The organism is Pseudanabaena mucicola FACHB-723, from assembly GCF_014696385.1.
Lineage (GTDB): Bacteria > Cyanobacteriota > Cyanobacteriia > Pseudanabaenales > Pseudanabaenaceae > Pseudanabaena.
Window position 1 is genome coordinate 1 of record NZ_JACJQB010000025.1, and the last position, 19,999, is coordinate 19,999.

The following is a 19,999-nucleotide window of genomic DNA, read 5'->3' on the forward strand; positions in this document are numbered from 1 at the left end:
CCTACGGGAAAATAGCTCGATGCCAAGCTTAATTTTTAGCTCCAAACAACAAAGACATAAGAGAGAGAGGAGTCAGCTCGTATAAGCTGACTCCTCTCTCTTTTTTGTCTTTGTTTCATTCTGTGTAGATATGCCTTTTTGTTTTGTTGGAACAGCTTGTATTACAAGCTAGTATTTACTAGTAACATAAAATTTATTCTAAGTTTTACTCAAGCAATTATGAAATATTGGCGATTAATTACAAGCATCATTTTGGCAACAGTAATGTTTTTAATGCCACTCTCCGCTCAAGCTGCTAGTTCATCTAGCGTCACGCGCTCAATTTTAAATGAGGCAGGTGGCGAAGATTTTTCTGGAAGAAACTTGATTCGTGCTGAATTTACGAGTATTACTTTAAGGAAGGCGAATTTTACTAATGCTGATCTTCGTGGGGCACTCTTTAATGGAGTTTTATTGGATGAAGTGAATTTACATGGAAGTGATTTTAGCTCTGGAATAGCCTATGTTTCTAGATTTAAGGATTCTGATTTGAGCGATGCGATATTAGTTGATACAAATATGTTGCGTTCAACTTTTGACAATGTTGATGTGACAGCTGCTGATTTTACTAATGCTTTGTTAGATATTCAGCAAGTAAAAAAACTCTGCTTAAATGCTTCGGGAAAAAACTCTAAAACTGGCGTTGATACTCGTGAATCTTTGGGATGTTAAATACCAATTGAATAAGAAAACGAGCGCATAGCGCTCACTTTCTTATTCTAGAGGCTCAACCGATACTCCACGAATTATTCTGGACAATTCGGATTTTTCATCAACAGAGACTCTGGTTGGTGAGCCACTGAGAATTCTTTCAAATCCTTGAAATGAATCCTTAATTTGAGCGCCTTGATCGGTGATAATATATTCGCGAATGCGACTATCATGACGTGAACCACGCATTTTGAATACGTTAACTGCGCGGGACATTTGTCCACGAATTTCTACATATTGTAATAGGATGATTGTGTCTGTGATTGTAGAAATATGGGACTCGGTAATTGAATGCGAACCCATGAATTGATCAGTGGTATTCGTGAATAGTCCAGTAATTTCTTCCTGTTTGACATACCCTGTTAGTCCAATCACAAATTGGCGGAATGTGTTGTTGCTTACACCTCTAGCTAAAGCGGATAAGGAGTCGATCGCAATTCGTGATGGTTTAAATGCCTCAATCTCAGATTTGATAACTTGCAGGTGATCTTCTAAGCCAGAGGACTCAGGATAAACGCAGATTATTTTGAGTAGACCTGAGCTTTCCCACTTGTCAAAATCAGTCCCCCATGATGATGCGTTGCGTGTCAGTTGTTGGCGTGACTCTTCGTAGGCAAATAAAATTGCACGCTCACCATTTTCACAGCCATTTTCAATAAACTTACTGACCATTAAGGTTTTTCCGGTTCCCGTTGCGCCTGTGGTTAGAATGATTGAGTCTTTGAAGTAACCTCCGCCACACATTTCATCAAGGGTTGTAATACCTGAAGAAACTCTGGTGTTGGAGGATTTTTGGGTAAGACGCATTGCGCCCAATGGGAATATATTGATCCCTTTTGTAGTCATCGTAAATGGAAATTCACCCTTCATGTGAGTAGTTCCACGCAGCTTGAGAATTTCAGCGGTACGATGGCGACGTTCTCCATCAAGAACGTTTCTGAGAATAATCACATTGTCTGAAACAAACTCTTCTACGCCGAATCTTGCTACGGGACCGTATTCTAGTTCGCGCTCGGTAGTCATGACTGTAGTTACGCCGAGGGATTTGAGTCGAGCGACAATGCGGAAAATTTCGCGCCTAACGAGACCAAGTGAATCATATTGTTGAAATATGGCAGTCATTGAATCGATTGAGATTCGTTTGGCCTTGTATTTGATAATTGCGTATTGAATTCGCTCTATTAATGCTGATAAATCAAAATCACCAACTACTTCTTGTCCTTCGGGGTCGGGGGAAGCATCAAGGATGAATAGTCTGCCTTGGTCAATTAGTTCCTGTAGATCCCAGTTAAAGCTATGGGCATTTTTAATGATGTCGGATGGTGACTCTTCAAAGGTCACAAATACACCATGTTCATCTAGACCTGTGATGCCATTATAGAGAAACTGCATTGCGAGGAGAGTTTTTCCAGTACCTGATGTACCACTGACAAGAGTAGAGCGTCCCTTTGGTAATCCCCCATGGGTGATGTCGTCTAATCCCTCAATCATGGTACGTAACTTCTGGACACCTAGCTCTTGTCTTTTGATGTCGTTGGTGTTGTCGTTATTGTTTTCAATAGATGAGCTAGTCATTGCCAATTAATTCCTCGTATAGTAAATCTAGTCCAATTAACACTTTTTCGCGATCAGATAGATCGCCAATAATTTTCCTAACGGGAGGGGGTAAAACCTTTGCTAAGGTTGGGGTGGCTAGGATTTTATCTTCTTCAGCTAGTTGCGGGTTTTTGAGCACATCGATGACCTTTAATGTGTAAACACCTTGAAACTCTTTCTCAAGGATATCGTTGAGCATTTTTAGTGCTCTCACCGAGTTGGGAGTATTGCCTGCGACATAGAGTTTTAGGACGTAAGTTTTACGAATCATTTCATTAATCTTGTTTGCTTCGGCTATTTGTAGCGTATCTCTTAAACTTTGGTAAGCTCAACTCTGGTATATGTTTTTTTGCTCTGGGGTAGCATAAACAAAGTGTAGACAAAATATATGTAGACTTTCAAGCATTACGAGGGGTTAATAGAATGTAAATGTATGAATATTTGCATCTGTAGTTTGTTTAAGAACGTGGGATAGATCGTCGATATAGTTCGCATAGGTGAGCTATCATGTCGATAAGCGTAATGCGATAGTCTATTAAAATTTCGTCGTTTCTGCCTTCTAATCTTAACTGTTTGGCAAATTCATCCATTAGTTCCATGTGAATTTCTAGAACTTGTGAGACGGATAAATCGGCAAAAAATGATAAATTCACGAACTCGTCAATTTTCTGATTGAGATCGTCATTTTTTTCTAAAAAATATTCGAGAATAATCGATCGATATATATTTTTTAAGCGCCCGATGTATTCTTGCCTTTCTTCGGGAGTTAGATTGCGAAGGAATAATCGTGAATCTCTTTTGTAATACACTCCCAAGTACCCCAGTCTTTCGTTGAGCTTTTTCGCTAGCCTTTGTTGTTGAACGCTTAAAGATTCGGAAGCCGCGCTGTATGGAATATTGACATAAACTTGATGTCTAACTTGAGGTGAAATCTTAATGAAAGTTGCAATTGCTTGATCAATAACTGTGGGAAGATCTTGAAGTTGATCAAGACTAATACTGATGCTAGCTCTATAGAAGTCTCGATTTTCACTGGTCTCATGAGGTGGATCGATTTTTTCGTCTAGAGCTTCTAAAACTAGTATGGTAGGCATAAAGATATTTAACCTACCGAGGTGATCGACTACAGCTTCGACATCTTTGAATATGACTAGACAGTCTTGAACATTTTGGGTGTTTGTTAATAGGGTTACAAGTGACTCTAATTCAGAAACTACCGTGATGGTATATCGATCTTCTGGTAAAAACTTGGTGAGATTAGATTGAGTTTGGTGGACATTGGTTTCTGCCACCAAACAGCATACTTGCAGGTTGGGCAACACAGGCTACTGGTGGTTAAAATGAATTTGGGTTTATCTTAATCTTTATTTTCTCACTGAAATAGCTAAATTATGTGAGATTGGTGATTGTAATATGGATAAATTTACAAGTTATTAGTGGTAAAAAACACTTGATTCATAATAACCCGTAAGGGTTTTGACGTATGGACTCTCTCATCTTAAATCAGTCTTTAGAAATATATGGACAGTCGCTGGTAGCAATTTGCCGACTGCCCACTCATACTTCTGAAGCGCTAAGTATGCTTAAAAAAGGATGGTCGAGTGTGGTGGTGTTAGATCAGCATGATGTGCCACAAGGATTGTTTAACACTCAATGTCTACTGAATTGGCAATCTGAATCTGACAATTTCACTTTTGTGGTGCCATCGCCTGATCTGGCGGATATTGATCTTGAGCCTTTGCCTGCGATCGCAGTTACGATGACGACGGCTGAATTTTTGCAAAGGATCTCCAAGTATCGGCATTCGGCAGAAACTTGGGCTTTAGTTGATGCCAATGGCAAATTTGTTGGCATTTTGGAGGTAAGCGGCTTATTACGGACATTAGTCCAGACTGAGCTAGCCCAAGTGCCTACGGCCGCCTCATTATTGTTGCCACTGATCTATCAATTGCCTATGCCTGTGATGGTTAGTGATTGCCATGGTGCGATTGTGGGGATGAACTCTTCATGGCGCAATAGTCTTTATGAGAGTCTGTCAGTTAAATCGGACGCAGACATAGCCCATACAAATGAGGCATTGAGTGATCACGATATTAATTCTCAAACTGATGCATCGTCAGTAATTGAGTCAAACTTACCAGTCACCCATCAATTTTGTACTACGGATGGCGCATCTTTTACTTGGCAAGTAATTAATGTGTCTTTACAGGGAAGTCTTGCAGGCTTGGAATTGGCGATTGCCTATGATATTACGGCTCAAAAAAATCTTGCTCAAGAATTATCGGGACTCAGTCGGGTAAAGGATGAATTTTTAACCTGCATCAACCATGAATTGAAAACGCCTTTAACTTCGGTAATTGGCATTGCTAGTTTGTTGAGCAACAGTACATTTGGCGCATTGAACGACCGCCAAAGTCGCTATGTGAAAATGATTCACCAAAGTGGTCGGCAACTAGTCTCTATTATTGATAATATTTTTGATCTTGCCAAAGCTGAGTCAGGACAGTTAGAACTCTATCCTGAAATTATTTCTGTTAGAGAGGTCTGTCAAAAAAGTATTCAACAAGTTAAAAAGTTGGTGCAGCAAGATTCTACGATTTTTCGTAATTATCATTTTGAAGAGGGCTGGGAGCTGGATATTCAGCTAGATATTGATCCAACGGTGCAGACGGTCTATGCGGATGAAACGAGACTACAGCAAATGTTGGTTAATTTGCTCTCTAATGCATTTAAATTTAGTTTCTTACCATCGGAGTTAGTGGATGATTTGCCATCAGTATCTCCACAAATAGGAATTACTGCCAAATGGTGGGAGGGCTGGCTAGCTCTGACGGTATGGGATCAAGGCATTGGCATTCCCGAAGAAAAACAATGTTTGGTATTTCAAAAGTTTCAGCAGATTGAAAGCGTCCTGACACGAAGGTTTGAGGGTACTGGCTCAAGCTTATTGTTAACTAGACATTTAGCTCGATTGCATGGAGGTGATATTACCTTTGTGTCGCAGGTGGATGTGGGGAGTCAGTTTACGATTTTGTTGCCACCTGAGCAGGGTAAGTTGGAGATTCTTTCTGGGAACATGGAGCGGCGGGCTGATCTCAGTCATAACCACTTGGTGTTGGTTGTTGAAACATCGACGGATGTGGTTGAGACTTTGAAGACTATCCTTGCGGATTTTGATTATCAGGTCATAGTTGCGCGATCTGGTCCTGAAGCTTTAGAAAAGGCAAGGCGATTACAGCCTTGTTTAATTTTATTGAGTCCAGATGTACCTATGTTATCTGGCTGGGATGTTTTAGCTTTGTTGAAGGGTGATCCTGTAACGCAGATGCTGCGCGTGGTGATGATGAAACATGTCGATGAACCTAAAATCACTTCACATCAAGCTGATGGAATTTTACTTAAACCCATTAATAAAGAGGCCTTGGGTTCTTTATTACCCAGCTATGTACCTGCCCCTAAATCCCTTAAATGTTTGTATTTAAATCAAACTTTGGAAGAACCTGCAATTGATTTGTTGCAGGATCTTGGTCATTGTTTATTGGAAGCTGAAGACTTGTCTCAAGGTGAGGCTTTATCTAAAATTTGGCAACCAGATTTATTATTATTGAATGGCGATCATCAAGACTTGTTAAAAAATTTAGAAGATATCAGTCATTTGGACATACTGTCGAGCTTACCAATTCTAATTATTACCAAATCAGCAATTGTGGAAATTAATTGGTTGCGAAATCAATTTTCTAATTTGAATTTATATGATTGTTTAGGGTTAGACTTAGATAACTTAGATACTGCTAGGGCTGAGATTCTGTTGATTTTACATCAGTCAATTACTGAGGCTATGCGTTTTGGGTTACCTCATTTTGATTTAGGAAGTGTTGACCAACTATGAGTCAAGTCGATAGGCCATTGAATCACGGTATTGAGACTGAGACGGTGATCCAAGTTGGGCTATCGAATCACAGCATGACCAATAATCTGGAGCAGGCAGTTCATGTTGGGGTTATGTACTCTTTAAGTCACCATTTAAATTTTGGTGATTTGCTTGCTAAAGAAGCTACTTTGATGGCAATTGATGAGATTAATCAATTGGGTGGGGTGCTAGGTCGAGAAATTAAGCCAATTGTGGTTGATGTTGATAGTAGTGATCAGAATGTTACTGGGCAAGTGCGAAGTTTATTACATGAACTAGAGGTTAAAAATCTATTTGGTTGTGGGCAATCTTCTTGGCGAAAAAGCATTATTCCTATTTTAGAGAACTGTCAAGCTCAGCTTTGGTATCCCTATAGTTATGAAGGTTTAGAATGCTCTAATAATATTTTTTATACAGGGGCTTGTCCTAATCAAATTGTCCAACCTGCGATTAATTGGTTGTTGCAAAATAAAGGTACTCACCTTTATTTGATTGGCTCGAATGGGATTTATTCCCGCTCAGTGAATAAGATTATTCGTGGTCAGATTAAGCATCAGCATAGTTTATTAATTTCTGAAGACTATTTGCATGGTTTTGGCGATGATTATCAAAAAATTATTAATAACATTAAGCAAGTAGCCCCATCTGCTGTTGTCAGTACCCTATCGACAGCAAATTCAATTGATTTTTTGCGTCAATATGCTGAAGCGGGCATCAAAGCCTCAGATATTCCTGTGCTGTCTTTTCGGTTTACTGATGTGGAGCTGCAACACCTTTGCCAAGCTATTAAACCTAATTTAATTGCAGGTCATCTTGCTAGTGCTAACTATTTTCAAGGTTTAGACACTCCGCATAATCAATATTTTGTGCGTAAAACCTTTGCTCGCTTTGGAGAACGGAAATTACCCTTCCCAGCGCTTAATGCTTTGTTTCAGGCAGCATATAGTCAGGTGTATTTGTGGAAACAGGCTGTCGAAACGGCACAAACTTTTGATGTGGTGGCTGTGAGGCAGGCGATGGAGGGACAGAGTTTTATGTCGCCTGCGGGAAAAATTGATTGCGATCGCAATCATCATGTGTGGAATGCTTGTCGAATTGCGGAAATTAGTCCTCAAGGTCGGCTTGACATTATTTATAGTAGTGAGCCGATTAAGCCCATGCCTTGGTTGGGGGCAGAGGATCTTGACCCAAATATGTCAACTGTGGTTTTAGAAATGTTGGCGGATATTCCGCAAGATATCCAGCATAGTCGGCAAGTCCAAAGAGAGTCACAGGATTTGGAGTCGATGATTAATGAATTGCTGGGACGGGGACAGGGTAAGGGACGTAATCAACTTGCGCCAGAAATTACGCGCTCTTTGATGTCGAAGTTGTTTAACTCTAATCAGCGATTGCTGAAAACTCAGGCAGACTTGCTGAATATGGAGTCGGCTTTGCGTGATGCCAATGAGCTGTTAGAGCAGAGGATCGAGCAGCGTACATTGCAGTTACAGAAAACGGTTAAACGTTTGCAAAATGAGGCTGCCGAAAGACAACAGGCAGAAAGTCTATTGCGCGAAAGTCAGCAAAGATTTTCTGCGATCGCAGATAACATTCCGGGGGTAGTCTATCGCGCTGTCTTACATCCCGACGGGGAAGTGTCGATGCCTTACCTCAGCCCACGTACTCAGGAAATTTTTGGTATATCTGTTGAGGAGTTTTCCGAATATCTGGAATGGGTGTTTGATATGGCGCATCCTGAGGATCGGGCTGAACTAAATAAAATGGTGCAGAAGTCGGCAGAAGAACTGACTTTTTTTGAATATGAATACCGCGTGTCTAGCCTGTTTGAAAAAGTGAAATGGGTGCGAATCATCTCGCAACCCCACCGCCAAGATAATGGTGATACAGTTTGGGATGGTGTAATTATTGATATCAGTCATCAGAAGCAAACTGAAGAATCTTTGCGCCAAGCTGAAGAAAAATATCGCAGTATCTTTGAGCAAGCCATTGAGGGGATTTTTCAAGCTCAACCCGATGGTTGTTACATTAATGCCAACCCTGCACTGGCAAAAATATATGGCTATCAAAAACCGATAGACTTGCTGACGAGCGTTGCCGCAGATCCCTATCGTTTATTTGTAGACCCTCAACTCTATCAAGAATTTATTGAGCAACTTGCGGCGGATGGCTCGGTTACCAGTTTTGAAGCTTTAGTTTACAAGAGCGATCGCAATATTATCTGGATTTTGATTAATGCTAAGGCAAATTACGATCTACAGGGTCATTTTATTTCCTACGAAGGTTTAGTCCAAGATATTACGGAGCGTAAACAAGCAGAACAGGCTCTCAAGGCTGAGCAAGAAAAATCCGAAAATTTACTGCTGAATATTTTGCCAAAAGCGATTGTGAAACAACTAAAACTAGGACACAATACCATCGCATCGCGATCGGATAATGTCACGATTTTGTTTGCGGATATTGTTGATTTCACGGCGCTATCGACGCAGGTTTCTGCGAATGAATTAGTGACTATGCTCAACGAAATATTTTCTTCATTTGATTTACTAGCGGATCAGTTCGGTCTAGAAAAAATCAAAACGATTGGTGATGCCTATATGGTCGTTGGTGGGTTGCCGACAGCAAGACCTGACCATGCTGAAGCGATCGCCGATATGGCAATCGCGATGCAACGGTCGATTGCCAATTTTAAGCGTGGTGATGACAAGGCTTTTCGTTTAAGAATTGGCATCAATACAGGTACGGTGGTGGCGGGGGTGATTGGAATTCGGAAATTTATTTATGATATTTGGGGGGATGCAGTGAATATTGCTAGTCGGATGGAATCCCATGGTTTAGCAGGCGGGATTCAAGTTACAGAGACAACCTATGAATTGCTCAAGGATAAATATTCTTTTTGGCATCGTGGCAAAGTCATGATTAAAGGCAGGGGGGAAATGGATACCTATATACTGCTGGATAAAAATCTCAATACATCCGAATCATGACTACGATTGCTTACCTTGGCCCTGCAGGTACATATTCAGAAATGGCGGCTCTACGATATCTACAGCTCTGTCATCCTGATCTAGAGCATGATCCTTCGCGAATGTGTCCCTATCCGACGATTCCGCAAGCCATTAATGCGGCTGAACGCGGGGATGTGGATATTGCCGTTGTTCCTGTGGAAAACTCGATCCAAGGTGGCGTGACGATGACCCTTGATAGTCTCTGGCAGTCAGAGGCTTTGCAAATTCAGCAGGCGATTGTTTTGCCGATTGCCCATGCCTTGATTACCCGCGCCCAAAATTTGCAAGATATCAAAGTTGTCTATTCGCATCCCCAAGGCTTGGCTCAGTGTCAGCAATGGCTCGATCTCAATTTACCGACGGCGCAGCAAATTGCCACGGACTCTACGGCAGATGGTGTGCATCTAGCTGCGACAGATCCGACCATGGCTGCGATCGCTTCTCAGCGAGCCGCCGAAATTTATAACTTGCCAGTTCTGGAATATCCGATTAATGATCAACCTGATAATTGCACCCGTTTTCTGGTGTTGGGGCGGACTGCACCTACGACTCAAGGTACACATTCGTCATTAGCATTCAGTCTCAAGCGGAATATGCCAGGGGCTTTGGTGAAGCCTTTATTTGTATTTGCCAATCGCCAGATCAATATGAGTCGGATTGAGTCGCGTCCAACAAAGCGATCTTTGGGCGAGTACATTTTCTTTATTGATATCGAGGCTTCGATGGCAGACCCTAATTTGAGTGAAGCACTGCAAGAGTTACGCACAGTTACGGAAGATTTAAAAATTCTTGGTAGCTACTCCATCTTGTGACGGATCAACGACGTAAAGCGCACGCGCAGCGTGCGCTTTACGTACTAATTTCGGGACTGAACAAGCCGTTTATTTCGCATCAGCACATTAGACCCTTCATTAGTTTGCTCAATGACTAATAATGGTGTGGGCTTTGCGTTTTGATCCCAACTAATAATAGCCAATCTGCCTTGGATGGTGGGCTGCCAATTGCGATTTTCATCGGAAGCGATGACAAAATTTTCTAAACCAAGGGTTAAGTCTTTGAGAATACTTTGCGAACCATTGGCGGGGATTTTGGCTAACTTGACATGTACTCGGAAGAGTACGCGAATTTGCGAATCATCATGATGTTCGGGTTGATAAGACACATCAAAAATCACATCAACCTTGCGAACTTGTCCGCCATCTTCTTCGGTAGGCATGAGGGCAGGAGCAACTTTTTGGCGGAGATTGACCTTCATCTGTGCCAAAATAATTTCGCAAAAATGCGGTTCCTCCATCCTCATACTGAGATAGTCCAAATTGAACTCACGGGAATTGATCAGATCGGGATTACGCTCATTTTCATCAATGGTTTTTAGCGCTAACTTAAGTTTTTTGGCTAGTTCATGGGTTTTGAGTCTTTCTATCTTCAGTTGCTTCCGCTTTTTGGTGAGTTTCCAGTAGTAATAGGCATTACCTGCAAGTGTACCGAGCAACAAAACTAATAAGACAGTTACGCCAACGGGAGTTTGTAGTGGCAAAGTTGTCTGTTCTAAAGCATCCAGAAACCCTGTGCGATCGCTAGGTTGTGCTGCTACCGAAATCTTTGATATTTGTGGTTTTGATGTAAGTAGCATGGCAATATCCCAATAATTTAGATGGACAGTAGTTGGGTTAGGACAACCACAATGCTAGAAAATCTCAGAAAACCTACAAAATTCTATTTCCCCTTTCCCAATGCTACTATGCCCAAGATTTGCCCTGAAGTTACGTTGAATAGAATTTAATTGACTTTTACGAGGTCAGCAATCTTCCATCTTCCCTCTGTAAACAGAAGTGTGCAGATATATCTACCTCTAGATGGCTGAGATTGAGATCGATCAACTTTGCCATTTATGAATAAGGTGGGGCTTTCAAAAATTTCTACCGTCACATTGGCCTGATTATCTTGAATTCCAAATACTCCTGCGGGACTGACGGTAAATTCGCCGTAGCTGTAGTAGGCATTATTTTTTTGTAGCCAATCGACCGAGCCTTTACGATTTTTATAGGCTTCACCTGTGGTTAGCTCCGCCAATAACTGGCGATCAAAGGGAGGTGCAAATATCAATCCTTTACTGGCAACAAGTTCATTAATAATTGCGATCGCATCCTCCTCATTTAACGGCGCAACTGTAGATGTGGGCGTAACTGTAGGAGTTGGGCTAGGTGTAGGTGCTGGTGTTGTTGGTGTTGGTGGTGTTTGAGTCGGTTGGGCGGGGGCTTGGCTAGTGACTGGACTAGCAACTGGTGATGCGGTTGTGGTAACGACTGGAGCCGTTGGCGTGATCTGCGGATTAGGATTACTGACTGTATTGGAATTGGCTAGATTGGTAGAACTATTGCTGCGAGTTGCCATGACTGCACCGATGGCGATGGCGATCGCAAAAGCACCAACCCAGAGACCAATCCATAAACCTGTTTTATTTTTATGGGAAACATTTGCCCCATGAACATTTGCCTCATTACTGAAATTTGCCACCTGTAATGTTTGCGGCGATTGAGTTTCATGATATTGCTGGGGTACGGCTGGTGGCAGGGGTATTGGTTTTGCGATCGCAGGATTATAGATCTCCGTAGGAGGAACTGTCGCCGCACCTTGGGATAGCACTTCCGTCGCTAAGTTGTTGCTATTAGCGCTGACAATGGTTGATTGCAAGCTGTTAGGCGCATTGCTCAAGCTCTGTAATTGCGATAAAACTTGCCTGATTTCTGAGGCAGATTCATAGCGGTCTTTGTAGTGATAACGGGTCATTTTGGCTAAGACATCGATGAGTCCAGACTTATTGGGGGCAAGATGTTGCCAAATTAATTCTCCCGTTTGATAGTCTTCCTGCAATTCTCGTGGCGGTAAACCCGTAAGAGCCTGAATGCCAATCACACCGATTGCATACAAATCACTATTAGGGCGGGGCTTACCCTGTGCTTGCTCACTGGGCATATAGCCAAGAGTACCGATTGCCACTGTGGCAACGGTTTGTCCCTGTTGATTGAGTTGGGTTTCGACCTGTTTGATCGCCCCGAAGTCGATTAAAACTAACTTCTGATCAGATTTGCGGCGAATAATATTATCTGGCTTAATATCACGATGAATTACGCCATGGCTATGGGTATATTCCAAAATCGTTAACAGGTCATCCAAAATCTCAATTACTTGGGCTTCACTGAGTCGATAGCCACGCAATAATTCTTGCTCTAAGGACTTGCCCTCGATAAATTCTTCTACTAAATAAAATTCTCCTGCTTGCTCAAAATAGGCAAGTAAACGAGGAATGCGATCGTGACTGCCCAACTGGGCAAGGATCTGCGCCTCACTGGTAAATAATCGATTGGCAATCTTGAGATATTCGTGATCGCTACTGGTGGGCTTGAGATGCTTGACGACACAAAGCGGCTCATTGGGAATGCGTGTATCATGGGCTAGATAAGTATGTCCAAACCCACCCTCGCTGAGTTTACTGGCAATGCGATAGCGTCCATCAAGTAGCTGACCAATCATGTGATGACTCCATTTCTGCCATAAATATAACCTAGAGACGAGATTTCCCCTAAAAGTATTGCCGTTGATCTGGAAAATTGCGATCGCGGTGGTTTTAGGTTTTACGGTCACCTTGGTTTATGATGGATAAGCTGTAATGCCTAGCAACCAAAATTGAAGCTATGTTGTTACAAAATGACATAATGCAGAATAGGCGTATAGCTGCTTGAAAATAGTTTTTAGAAAAGGTCTAGTAAACTGCTAGCCGCAACCTTTGTTTTGATGATTTATGGCTAGATATACTCAAAATTTCTTAGTGGAAGTTGATCCTGAAAAGCTAAAAGCAACGATCATCAGAACGTTGGAAAGTTGTAGCTTGGCAATCAACTACGAAACTGAAGATTATGTAATTGCTCAAGAAATTGAAACAAATGCCACGTTTGCCAAAATGGTAACTGTGGAAGTTTTGATTCACCGTTCTGAGATTGAGGACAACCAAGTCAAAATGACAGTTGTTACCAAAAATGCTGAGCTTCCCCTGCGTGTTAACAACTACTGTCATGGTATTGCAGATGTGGTTTCTAAAGCATTTTGTGATAATCCAGAATGGAAACTGCTTGAATTCATCGCGTGATCTTAGGCAGTGTTTAACGGGAAATTAATCGGAATAAATGGCAAATTATTATCGTGTCCTCGCCGAAAATCGGCAAGCTAGATTTAATTACGAAATACTCGAAACCTATGAAGCAGGAATCGAGTTACTTGGCACGGAAGTAAAAGCAACTAAGGGTGGGAAAGCAAATCTGCGTGATGCCTATGGCATTGTGCGAAAGGGACAGATCATGTTGTTAAACATGTATATTGCGCCACACCACACGACTAGTTTGTACTTTAACCATGAGCCAACGCGCACCCGTCGCTTGCTGCTACACAAGGATGAAATTCGTAAGTTGATTGCGGCGGTACAGCAAAAGGGATTAACTCTAGTTCCTCTTAAGGTTTATCAAAAGGAGGGCTGGATTAAGGTGGATTTAGCCTTGGTTCGCAATAAAAAGCTCCATGATAAACGCGAAGACATGAAAAAGCGTGACGATAAGCGGGATATCGAACGGGTTATGAAAAATAGATAGTCTAAATCTATTGCCAATAAAAAGCGGCGCATTGCGTCGCTTTTTATTGGCAATGAATCAAATCAATTAGTTTGCCATCATTTCTAGCTCATAGAGGCTAGCGTACAGACCTTGCTGAGCAATGAGTTGGTCATGACTACCAGACTCCATAACTTCGCCCTGTTTGAGTACCAAAATACGGTCAACGTTGCGAATTGTGGATAGACGGTGAGCAATGATAATCGTGGTGCGATCAACTAAAAGTCGATCTAGGGCTTGTTGAATCAAAAACTCGGTATTGACATCAAGACTAGCCGTGGCTTCATCCAAAATCAAAATGCGCGGATCACGGATTGCAGCTCTAGCAAAGGCGAGTAACTGCTTTTGTCCACCCGATAAATTAGTACCACGCTCACGGACTTGAGTGGCATAGGCTTCAGGCAATTCCTGAATGAAGCGATCAACATTCATCAGTTCGGCAGCTTCGACCACCTGCTCGATCGCATAGTCTTCGCCGAGGGTAATATTGTCTTTGATATCACCAGAAAAAAGGAATGCATCCTGCAAAATCACACCCACACTACGCCGCAGCTCTGATTGGGTGATTTCGCGAATATCAACACCATCGATCAGGATTCGACCCTTGCTTGGTTCATACAGCCGTGACAATAGGCGAATGATTGAGCTTTTGCCTGCACCTGTGGGACCTACGAGGGCAATTTTTTCACCAGCTTTGAGGGTAAAGTTTACATCTTTGAGGACATACTCATCGGGCTTGTAGCCAAACCACACATGCTCAAAGCAAATTTCGCCAGTGCCATCAAGGGGAAGCGTTTTGGGATACTCAGGATCGCGGATGTCAATCGGCTCTTGCAAAATTGAGTTAATTCGCTCAACGGCCGTGAATCCTGCCTGAATTGTAGTGAATTTTTCGGCTAATTGACGAATTGGATCGAAAAGACGTTGTGAGAACAATACAAATGCGGAAAGCTCCCCAAAGGTTAGGTTTTTCTGAATAATTTGCCCGCCACCGAGCCAGAGAACGCCTGCGATCGCAACGAGGGCAATCCATTCCAATGTGGCTGATACGGCAGAATCATGGAAAACAGTCCGATTGACCTCTTCCACATATTCCTCGTTGACCTTGAGGTGTTGATGGGAATTAAACTTTTCGCGGCGAAATAATTGAACGATATTTGCGCCAATAATATTTTCTTGGAGGATGGAGTTTAGCTCAGAGAGGCGATCGCGAGCTTTGAAGTTAGCTTTGCGATATTCATGCTGAAAATAAACAATGAGGGCAGTAACTGGGATCACCATTGCCACTAACATCAGTGCTAAGTCCCAGCGTAATAGGAACATAAATAGGGCAATCGTGCCAATGGCGGCAAAATCGCTCAATACACCGACAGCACCAGTGGCGAATACATCTCCTAACGCTTCAACGTCACTGGTCAGACGGGTGATTAATTTGCCGACAGGCGTGCGATCAAAAAAGCTGGTTGATAGGGAAGTAACGTGACGGAACAAATCAGTACGGATATCTGCGGTGATTTTTTGTCCGACCTCCTGCACCAAGTAGCCCTGCCATGACTGAAACGTAAGACGAACTGCGATCGTCAATAAAATGACTAGGCAAATCCACCGTAAACCCAACAGATCGCCGTTCTTGATCGGTCCATCAATGCCTTGCTGCACCAAAATTGGTTGCACCGCACTAGCGATTGATAGCGGCACGAGTAAAAGCAGCGATATGACAAGCTGTTTAGAATTTTGCTTTGCATAGGGCAATAAACTCAACATTAATCGCCAGTCATTGCTTTTGACGCGATTTGCAGATTGAGCTTTGGCAGAGCTAGCTGTGGAAGGAGTGACCACTATTCGAGATCCCTGTTACCGGGGTTACGAGATGGATCGCTGTTAAGGAAGCCAAACACAAACAAACTGATGAAGAATATGACAGTGATGTAGACCACTATTTTTAAAGTGAGCATAAATAAATAATCTCCGTATAAATATCTAAGAATTTATCCTATGTTAAATCTTATAGGAAAAGATGGGGATTCCTAATACTTCATTGAGATTCACTAAGTAGCTAGGCGCAATTAAATATAAAAAACTAAAACCCTGTGGCGCACTCTGTACCTGCGCCACAGGGTTTAGCTTTGGGTTTTAATTATGCCTAGCTACTTATTTTTGAGTATAAATACTTATTAGGTTGATGGCGCTAATTCTTTTAGGGGGTAAAGCCCTGTCCTAAAAGTTGCGATCGCTCGATATATAGTGAGACCTGACTTGCGATCGCCTGTAACAATTTTTCATCTAATGTGGAGTAAGTTAATGTAATTGCATCAGCATTATCAGCAGTGACCACAATATCTTGAACTTTACGATTTATTAACTGAAAAACGCCGATCGTACTTTTTTGTGAATTGAATATGGGAACTGCTAATACTGAGCGAGTGCGATATTCAATATCATGATCGAAGGTTTTGTGATGTTGGTATTCGGCATCGGCGGGTAAGTCATGGGCATCAGATAGGTTCAGAATTTTGCCCGTCATGGCGACGTATCCCACAATGCTATTTTGGTTGAGGGGGACAGCAAAGCTAACTAGGGAGCGATCTGGCTGGGAGTCATTTTGCGATACTTCAAAGCAGACTGTATGTACTGGTGCGGAGCGATCAATTAAGTAGATACTGCCTGCATCACTGGCAGTCATTTTGCGAGTTCTTGTTAAAGCTTCTTCCAAAAAGGTTCTTGGCTCAAGCGTATTAACCATAGACATCGATAGAGTGAGTAAATCGTTGAGTAAGCCTTGGTAATAACGCAATTGTTCCGCTAGCTCATGGGGATTAGATTCAGCAATATCTGCAAATATGTCTGGTTGACAGTCTAAATCAGAATTCATGGATGTCCCCGTTACTCTATTTAATGTCCTGCTCAGGGCAAATTAAAATTCAATAAACGCCCAAACATCAAGTTTTAGGAGTTTGTCTTAGCAGCCTAAGCTCTCCGAATAATAATAGCAAAATCACCTTAGCAAAGTTCTAAATGGTGATCTATATCACGCAAAAGCTATTAAATAATCTTTTTTGGCTGTGAGCATAGTCACTGCGATCGCGATTCAGAGATTGCATAATCTGAATACTAGCGACGTATCTACATAAATCCAACCCCGCAAGAATGCCTCCTGCGGGGTTTTTCTCTGTAAGACTGTAGTTGTTGGATTATTTTGCTGCTGGGATCTGTAAACAATTCGTTACAATGTGATTAAGAAAGTTCCCAGTACAGAGAATTATGTATTTGACATGGCTAGACAGTAATTCATGGCTGATCGAGATTGCGGGTAAACGAATCTTGCTTGATCCTTGGCTGGTGGATGCCTTGATGTTTGGTAACGCGGCATGGTTTTTTAAGTCTGAGCGCCGCACGCCAAGGCAGATTCCTGAAAATATTGATTTGATTCTCCTATCTCAGGGGTTACCAGATCACGCTCATCCTGCAACGCTCAAGCAACTCGATCGCAAAATTCCTGTGGTGGCTTCACCAAGTGCCGCTAAGTTAGTCAAGGAACTTGGCTATACCCAAGTGACGGCGCTTGCCCATGGTGAGGTATTTAGTCTGCCTAATCTCATTGATATCAGAGCCGTATTAGGTTCGCCCACGGGACCAACTACGATTGAGAATGGCTATATTCTCAAAGATTTGGTGACAGGAACTTCAATTTATTACGAACCCCATGGTTCTCATGCATCGTCAGTTCAAGAATTTGCACCTGTGGATGTAGTGATTACGCCGACGGTGGATTTGAAGCTGCCGTTAGTGGGGACGGTAATTAAAGGGACTCAAGGGGCCGTACAGATTGCGAAGTGGCTAAAACCGCAGGTGATGCTGCCCACTGCGGCGGGTGGTGACTTGACCTATAGTGGCTTGCTCTTGAATATTTTGAAGGCGGAAGGATCGGTGGATTCTTTGCGATCGCAATTTGCTGAGAATAATATTGCTACGGAAATTATTGAGCCGCAACCTTGGCAACGTTTTGAGGTGAAGCTGAAACAGCCATCTATGCCATAAACCCTAAAAAGCAAAAAAGGCAGCGAGCGCTGCCTTTTTTGCTTTTTAGGATGATTAGAATTTCACTGAGACTGGTTTCTTTTCAGGCAATTGCGTGTATTCGGCAACGATTTTGCGGAATTCTTCACCATCTAGGGTTTCTACGTCTAACAGAATATCTACAAGGCGATCGCAGAGGTCACGATTTTCTTCGACTAATCGCTTGGCATTGTTGTAGCAAGTTTGGGCAATCTCGCGAATTTGGCGATCAATGCGATCGCCCATTTTGACTGAATAATCACTTTGGGGCATAAAGTTACGACCCAAGAATACTTCACCACTTTCCGATTCCAGCGCACCTAAACCTAATTCCGACATGCCAAACTGAGTCACCATCAGGCGAGCTAATCTCGCGACCTGTTGAAAATCTCCCGATGCACCTGTGGTGATTTCGGCATCACCAAAGACGACTTCTTCGGCAGCTCGACCACCGAGCATCATTGTGATCGTGTCAAGAATTTGCGATCGCGATTCCAGTCCATATTCTTCATCGGGGACACCCTTAGCAAAGCCACCAATTCCGCCAGAGCGCGGCACGATCGTGATTTTGTCCAGCAAAGAGGCATTTTTGAGCAAAGTCATCACTAAGGCGTGACCAACTTCGTGATAGGCAACTAAGCGCTTTTTGGAGCTATCGAGCATCGGTTTCATGCTCAGCCCAATCGTAATCCGATCAATGGCATCGGCAATTTCTAGTTCACCAATTGCTTCTTTGTAGCGGCGAGCCGCTAAGATTGCGGCTTCGTTGAGTAGGTTAGCCAAATCTGCGCCTGCAAAACCGGGGGTCAATCGTGCCACCGATTCTAGAGAAACATTTTCCTCTAGTTTTTTATTACGCGCATGGACTTTGAGGATTTCTTGACGACCTTTATAGTCTGGATAGTCCACGGTGATCTGGCGATCGAAACGGCCGGGACGGAGCAATGCGCTATCGAGTACGTCGGGACGGTTGGTTGCCGCCACAACAATTACTCCTGAATTACCTTGAAACCCATCCATTTCCGTGAGCATTTGGTTGAGGGTCTGCTCACGCTCATCATTGCCCCCGCCAATACCAGAGCCGCGTTGCCGTCCAACGGCATCAATTTCATCAATAAAAATAATACAAGGCGCATTGTCCTTAGCTTTTTGGAACAGGTCGCGCACGCGGGAAGCCCCCACGCCGACAAACATCTCCACAAATTCAGAACCCGATAGCGAGAAAAATGGTACTCCCGCCTCCCCTGCGATCGCCTTAGCTAATAGGGTTTTACCAGTACCGGGCGGGCCAATTAGCAAGACCCCCTTAGGAATTTTTGCGCCAACGGCGGTAAAGCGATCGGGCTGTTTAAGAAATGTAACAACTTCCTGCAATTCTTCCTTAGCAGTATCAATCCCCGCCACATCTTCAAACATGATTCCCGTTTTTGCTTCGGGAGAAAATCTTGCCTTGGTTTTGCCAAAGCTGAGGGTTTGCCCCGGTCCACCGGGGGCATTACTGAGGCGACGGAAGACGATGACTAGCACAAATAGCATGAGCAATGGCAGAAATAGCGTACTTGCCAACTGCCAAACTAAGCCAGGTTGTTGTGGCGCTCTGACGGCGATATCGACATTACTTTCCCGCAAAGCTTTCATCAGCTCCGTATTGCCATCACGGGCAATTAAGTCAACCCTGACCTTGCGCCCATCCTTCAAAACTGCTTCCGCAGCCAGACCGTTGCTTTCTAGATCGATTTTTTGGACACGATTTTCTTTTACGTTTGCCAGCAGTTCGCTATAGCCGATAGTTACGGCGCTGTCTGCATCAGCACGCACAGGTGTTGGCGCTGTGATGGCGACACCTTGCAAAATGGCTAGACTCACGGCTGTCGTTTTGACTTGCCGCCAGAAGTTTGCTAAAAAGACTTTTTTTCTAGAAGACATCACTGTCTGTCGCTCCTTATTGCCCCGTCGATGCGGAAATCGGTTGACTTAATTATTTACCTAGTTTAGTGCATTCCTATGGAAAGTAGAGA

The 19,999-nt window shown here is 42.9% G+C and carries 16 protein-coding genes; 7 read left to right on the forward strand and 9 right to left on the reverse strand.

Annotated elements, in window-relative coordinates; all coding sequences use genetic code 11:
* The first annotated feature begins 219 nt into the window (after positions 1-219).
* Positions 220-711, forward strand: a complete 492-nt coding sequence (locus H6F41_RS12275; RefSeq protein ID WP_190403769.1) for a pentapeptide repeat-containing protein — start codon at positions 220-222, stop codon at positions 709-711.
* 42 nt (positions 712-753) lie between these two features.
* Here the strand turns inward: H6F41_RS12275 and kaiC are convergent, their stop codons facing one another.
* The 3 genes from kaiC to H6F41_RS12290 all read right to left on the reverse strand — a co-directional run bounded on the left by kaiC (position 754) and on the right by H6F41_RS12290 (position 3,668).
* Positions 754-2,325 (reverse strand): circadian clock protein KaiC, encoded by a 1,572-nt coding sequence (gene kaiC / locus H6F41_RS12280; protein ID WP_190403770.1) that lies wholly within the window; start codon positions 2,323-2,325, stop codon positions 754-756.
* Positions 2,318-2,617, reverse strand: coding sequence for a circadian clock protein KaiB (gene kaiB / locus H6F41_RS12285; protein WP_009626105.1), 300 nt, complete (start codon positions 2,615-2,617; stop codon positions 2,318-2,320). Before kaiB ends, kaiC begins: the two co-directional genes overlap by 8 nt.
* Positions 2,618-2,804: 187 nt before the next feature.
* Positions 2,805-3,668 carry a circadian clock protein KaiA gene (locus tag H6F41_RS12290; RefSeq protein ID WP_190403771.1) on the reverse strand — a complete coding sequence of 288 codons (864 nt, stop codon included), beginning with the start codon at positions 3,666-3,668 and terminating at the stop codon, positions 2,805-2,807.
* Between the two features lie 161 nt (positions 3,669-3,829).
* On the opposite strand from H6F41_RS12290, the gene H6F41_RS12295 reads away from it, so the two are divergent.
* Genes H6F41_RS12295 through pheA form a run of 3 tightly spaced genes read left to right on the forward strand, consistent with a single transcriptional unit; the run spans position 3,830 to position 10,076 of the window.
* Complete coding sequence (locus H6F41_RS12295; RefSeq protein ID WP_190403772.1) at positions 3,830-6,235, forward strand: ATP-binding protein; 2,406 nt, start codon at positions 3,830-3,832, stop codon at positions 6,233-6,235.
* Positions 6,232-9,243, forward strand: coding sequence for a transporter substrate-binding protein (locus H6F41_RS12300; RefSeq protein WP_190403773.1), 3,012 nt, complete (start codon positions 6,232-6,234; stop codon positions 9,241-9,243). Before H6F41_RS12295 ends, H6F41_RS12300 begins: the two co-directional genes overlap by 4 nt.
* Entirely contained in the window at positions 9,240-10,076 is an 837-nt protein-coding gene (gene pheA / locus H6F41_RS12305) for a prephenate dehydratase (protein ID WP_190403774.1), read from the forward strand. Before H6F41_RS12300 ends, pheA begins: the two co-directional genes overlap by 4 nt.
* 44 nt (positions 10,077-10,120) lie before the next feature.
* Here the strand turns inward: pheA and H6F41_RS12310 are convergent, their stop codons facing one another.
* The gene (locus tag H6F41_RS12310; RefSeq protein WP_190403775.1) at positions 10,121-10,897 is read right to left on the reverse strand and encodes a hypothetical protein; all 777 of its coding nucleotides are present in this window, start codon (positions 10,895-10,897) and stop codon (positions 10,121-10,123) included.
* Between the two features lie 146 nt (positions 10,898-11,043).
* The gene (locus H6F41_RS12315) at positions 11,044-12,909 is read right to left on the reverse strand and encodes a protein kinase domain-containing protein (RefSeq protein ID WP_190403776.1); all 1,866 of its coding nucleotides are present in this window, start codon (positions 12,907-12,909) and stop codon (positions 11,044-11,046) included.
* Between the two features lie 157 nt (positions 12,910-13,066).
* Between H6F41_RS12315 and H6F41_RS12320 the strand changes: the two genes are divergently transcribed.
* Both H6F41_RS12320 and smpB read left to right on the forward strand, forming a co-directional pair.
* Positions 13,067-13,411: a hypothetical protein gene (locus H6F41_RS12320; protein ID WP_190403777.1), complete on the forward strand. Its 345-nt coding sequence runs from the start codon at positions 13,067-13,069 to the stop codon at positions 13,409-13,411.
* Positions 13,412-13,448: 37 nt separating this feature from the next.
* On the forward strand, positions 13,449-13,907 hold the full coding sequence (gene smpB, locus H6F41_RS12325) for an SsrA-binding protein SmpB (protein WP_190403778.1): 459 nt from the start codon (positions 13,449-13,451) through the stop codon (positions 13,905-13,907).
* Positions 13,908-13,973: 66 nt separating this feature from the next.
* On the opposite strand, the gene H6F41_RS12330 is transcribed toward smpB, so the two are convergent.
* From H6F41_RS12330 to H6F41_RS12340, 3 genes are all read right to left on the reverse strand, one after another.
* Positions 13,974-15,689, reverse strand: coding sequence for an ABC transporter ATP-binding protein (locus tag H6F41_RS12330; protein WP_190403807.1), 1,716 nt, complete (start codon positions 15,687-15,689; stop codon positions 13,974-13,976).
* A gap of 74 nt (positions 15,690-15,763) precedes the next feature.
* A complete protein-coding gene (locus tag H6F41_RS12335) occupies positions 15,764-15,880 on the reverse strand; it encodes a photosystem II reaction center protein I (RefSeq protein WP_071590106.1) in 117 nt (38 codons plus the stop codon).
* 242 nt (positions 15,881-16,122) lie between these two features.
* Positions 16,123-16,797, reverse strand: a complete 675-nt coding sequence (locus H6F41_RS12340; protein ID WP_190403779.1) for a GAF domain-containing protein — start codon at positions 16,795-16,797, stop codon at positions 16,123-16,125.
* 389 nt (positions 16,798-17,186) lie between these two features.
* Between H6F41_RS12340 and H6F41_RS12345 the strand changes: the two genes are divergently transcribed.
* On the forward strand, positions 17,187-17,963 hold the full coding sequence (locus H6F41_RS12345; RefSeq protein ID WP_190403780.1) for an MBL fold metallo-hydrolase: 777 nt from the start codon (positions 17,187-17,189) through the stop codon (positions 17,961-17,963).
* Positions 17,964-18,017: 54 nt separating this feature from the next.
* On the opposite strand, the gene ftsH is transcribed toward H6F41_RS12345, so the two are convergent.
* Entirely contained in the window at positions 18,018-19,907 is a 1,890-nt protein-coding gene (ftsH, locus tag H6F41_RS12350) for an ATP-dependent zinc metalloprotease FtsH (protein WP_190403781.1), read from the reverse strand.
* Positions 19,908-19,999 lie beyond the last annotated feature (92 nt).

Bases quoted from the DNA above. Each gene is read 5' to 3' on its own strand.
- kaiC (WP_190403770.1), bottom strand. From the start codon at position 2,325: ATGACTAGCTCATCTATTGAAAACAATAACGACAACACCAACGACATC.
- H6F41_RS12275 (WP_190403769.1), top strand. From the start codon at position 220: ATGAAATATTGGCGATTAATTACAAGCATCATTTTGGCAACAGTAATG.
- H6F41_RS12335 (WP_071590106.1), bottom strand. From the start codon at position 15,880: ATGCTCACTTTAAAAATAGTGGTCTACATCACTGTCATATTCTTCATC.
- smpB (WP_190403778.1), top strand. From the start codon at position 13,449: ATGGCAAATTATTATCGTGTCCTCGCCGAAAATCGGCAAGCTAGATTT.
- ftsH (WP_190403781.1), bottom strand. From the start codon at position 19,907: ATGTCTTCTAGAAAAAAAGTCTTTTTAGCAAACTTCTGGCGGCAAGTC.
- kaiB (WP_009626105.1), bottom strand. From the start codon at position 2,617: ATGATTCGTAAAACTTACGTCCTAAAACTCTATGTCGCAGGCAATACT.
- H6F41_RS12330 (WP_190403807.1), bottom strand. From the start codon at position 15,689: ATGTTGAGTTTATTGCCCTATGCAAAGCAAAATTCTAAACAGCTTGTC.
- H6F41_RS12320 (WP_190403777.1), top strand. From the start codon at position 13,067: ATGGCTAGATATACTCAAAATTTCTTAGTGGAAGTTGATCCTGAAAAG.
- H6F41_RS12340 (WP_190403779.1), bottom strand. From the start codon at position 16,797: ATGAATTCTGATTTAGACTGTCAACCAGACATATTTGCAGATATTGCT.
- H6F41_RS12300 (WP_190403773.1), top strand. From the start codon at position 6,232: ATGAGTCAAGTCGATAGGCCATTGAATCACGGTATTGAGACTGAGACG.
- H6F41_RS12345 (WP_190403780.1), top strand. From the start codon at position 17,187: ATGTATTTGACATGGCTAGACAGTAATTCATGGCTGATCGAGATTGCG.
- H6F41_RS12295 (WP_190403772.1), top strand. From the start codon at position 3,830: ATGGACTCTCTCATCTTAAATCAGTCTTTAGAAATATATGGACAGTCG.
- pheA (WP_190403774.1), top strand. From the start codon at position 9,240: ATGACTACGATTGCTTACCTTGGCCCTGCAGGTACATATTCAGAAATG.
- H6F41_RS12310 (WP_190403775.1), bottom strand. From the start codon at position 10,897: ATGCTACTTACATCAAAACCACAAATATCAAAGATTTCGGTAGCAGCA.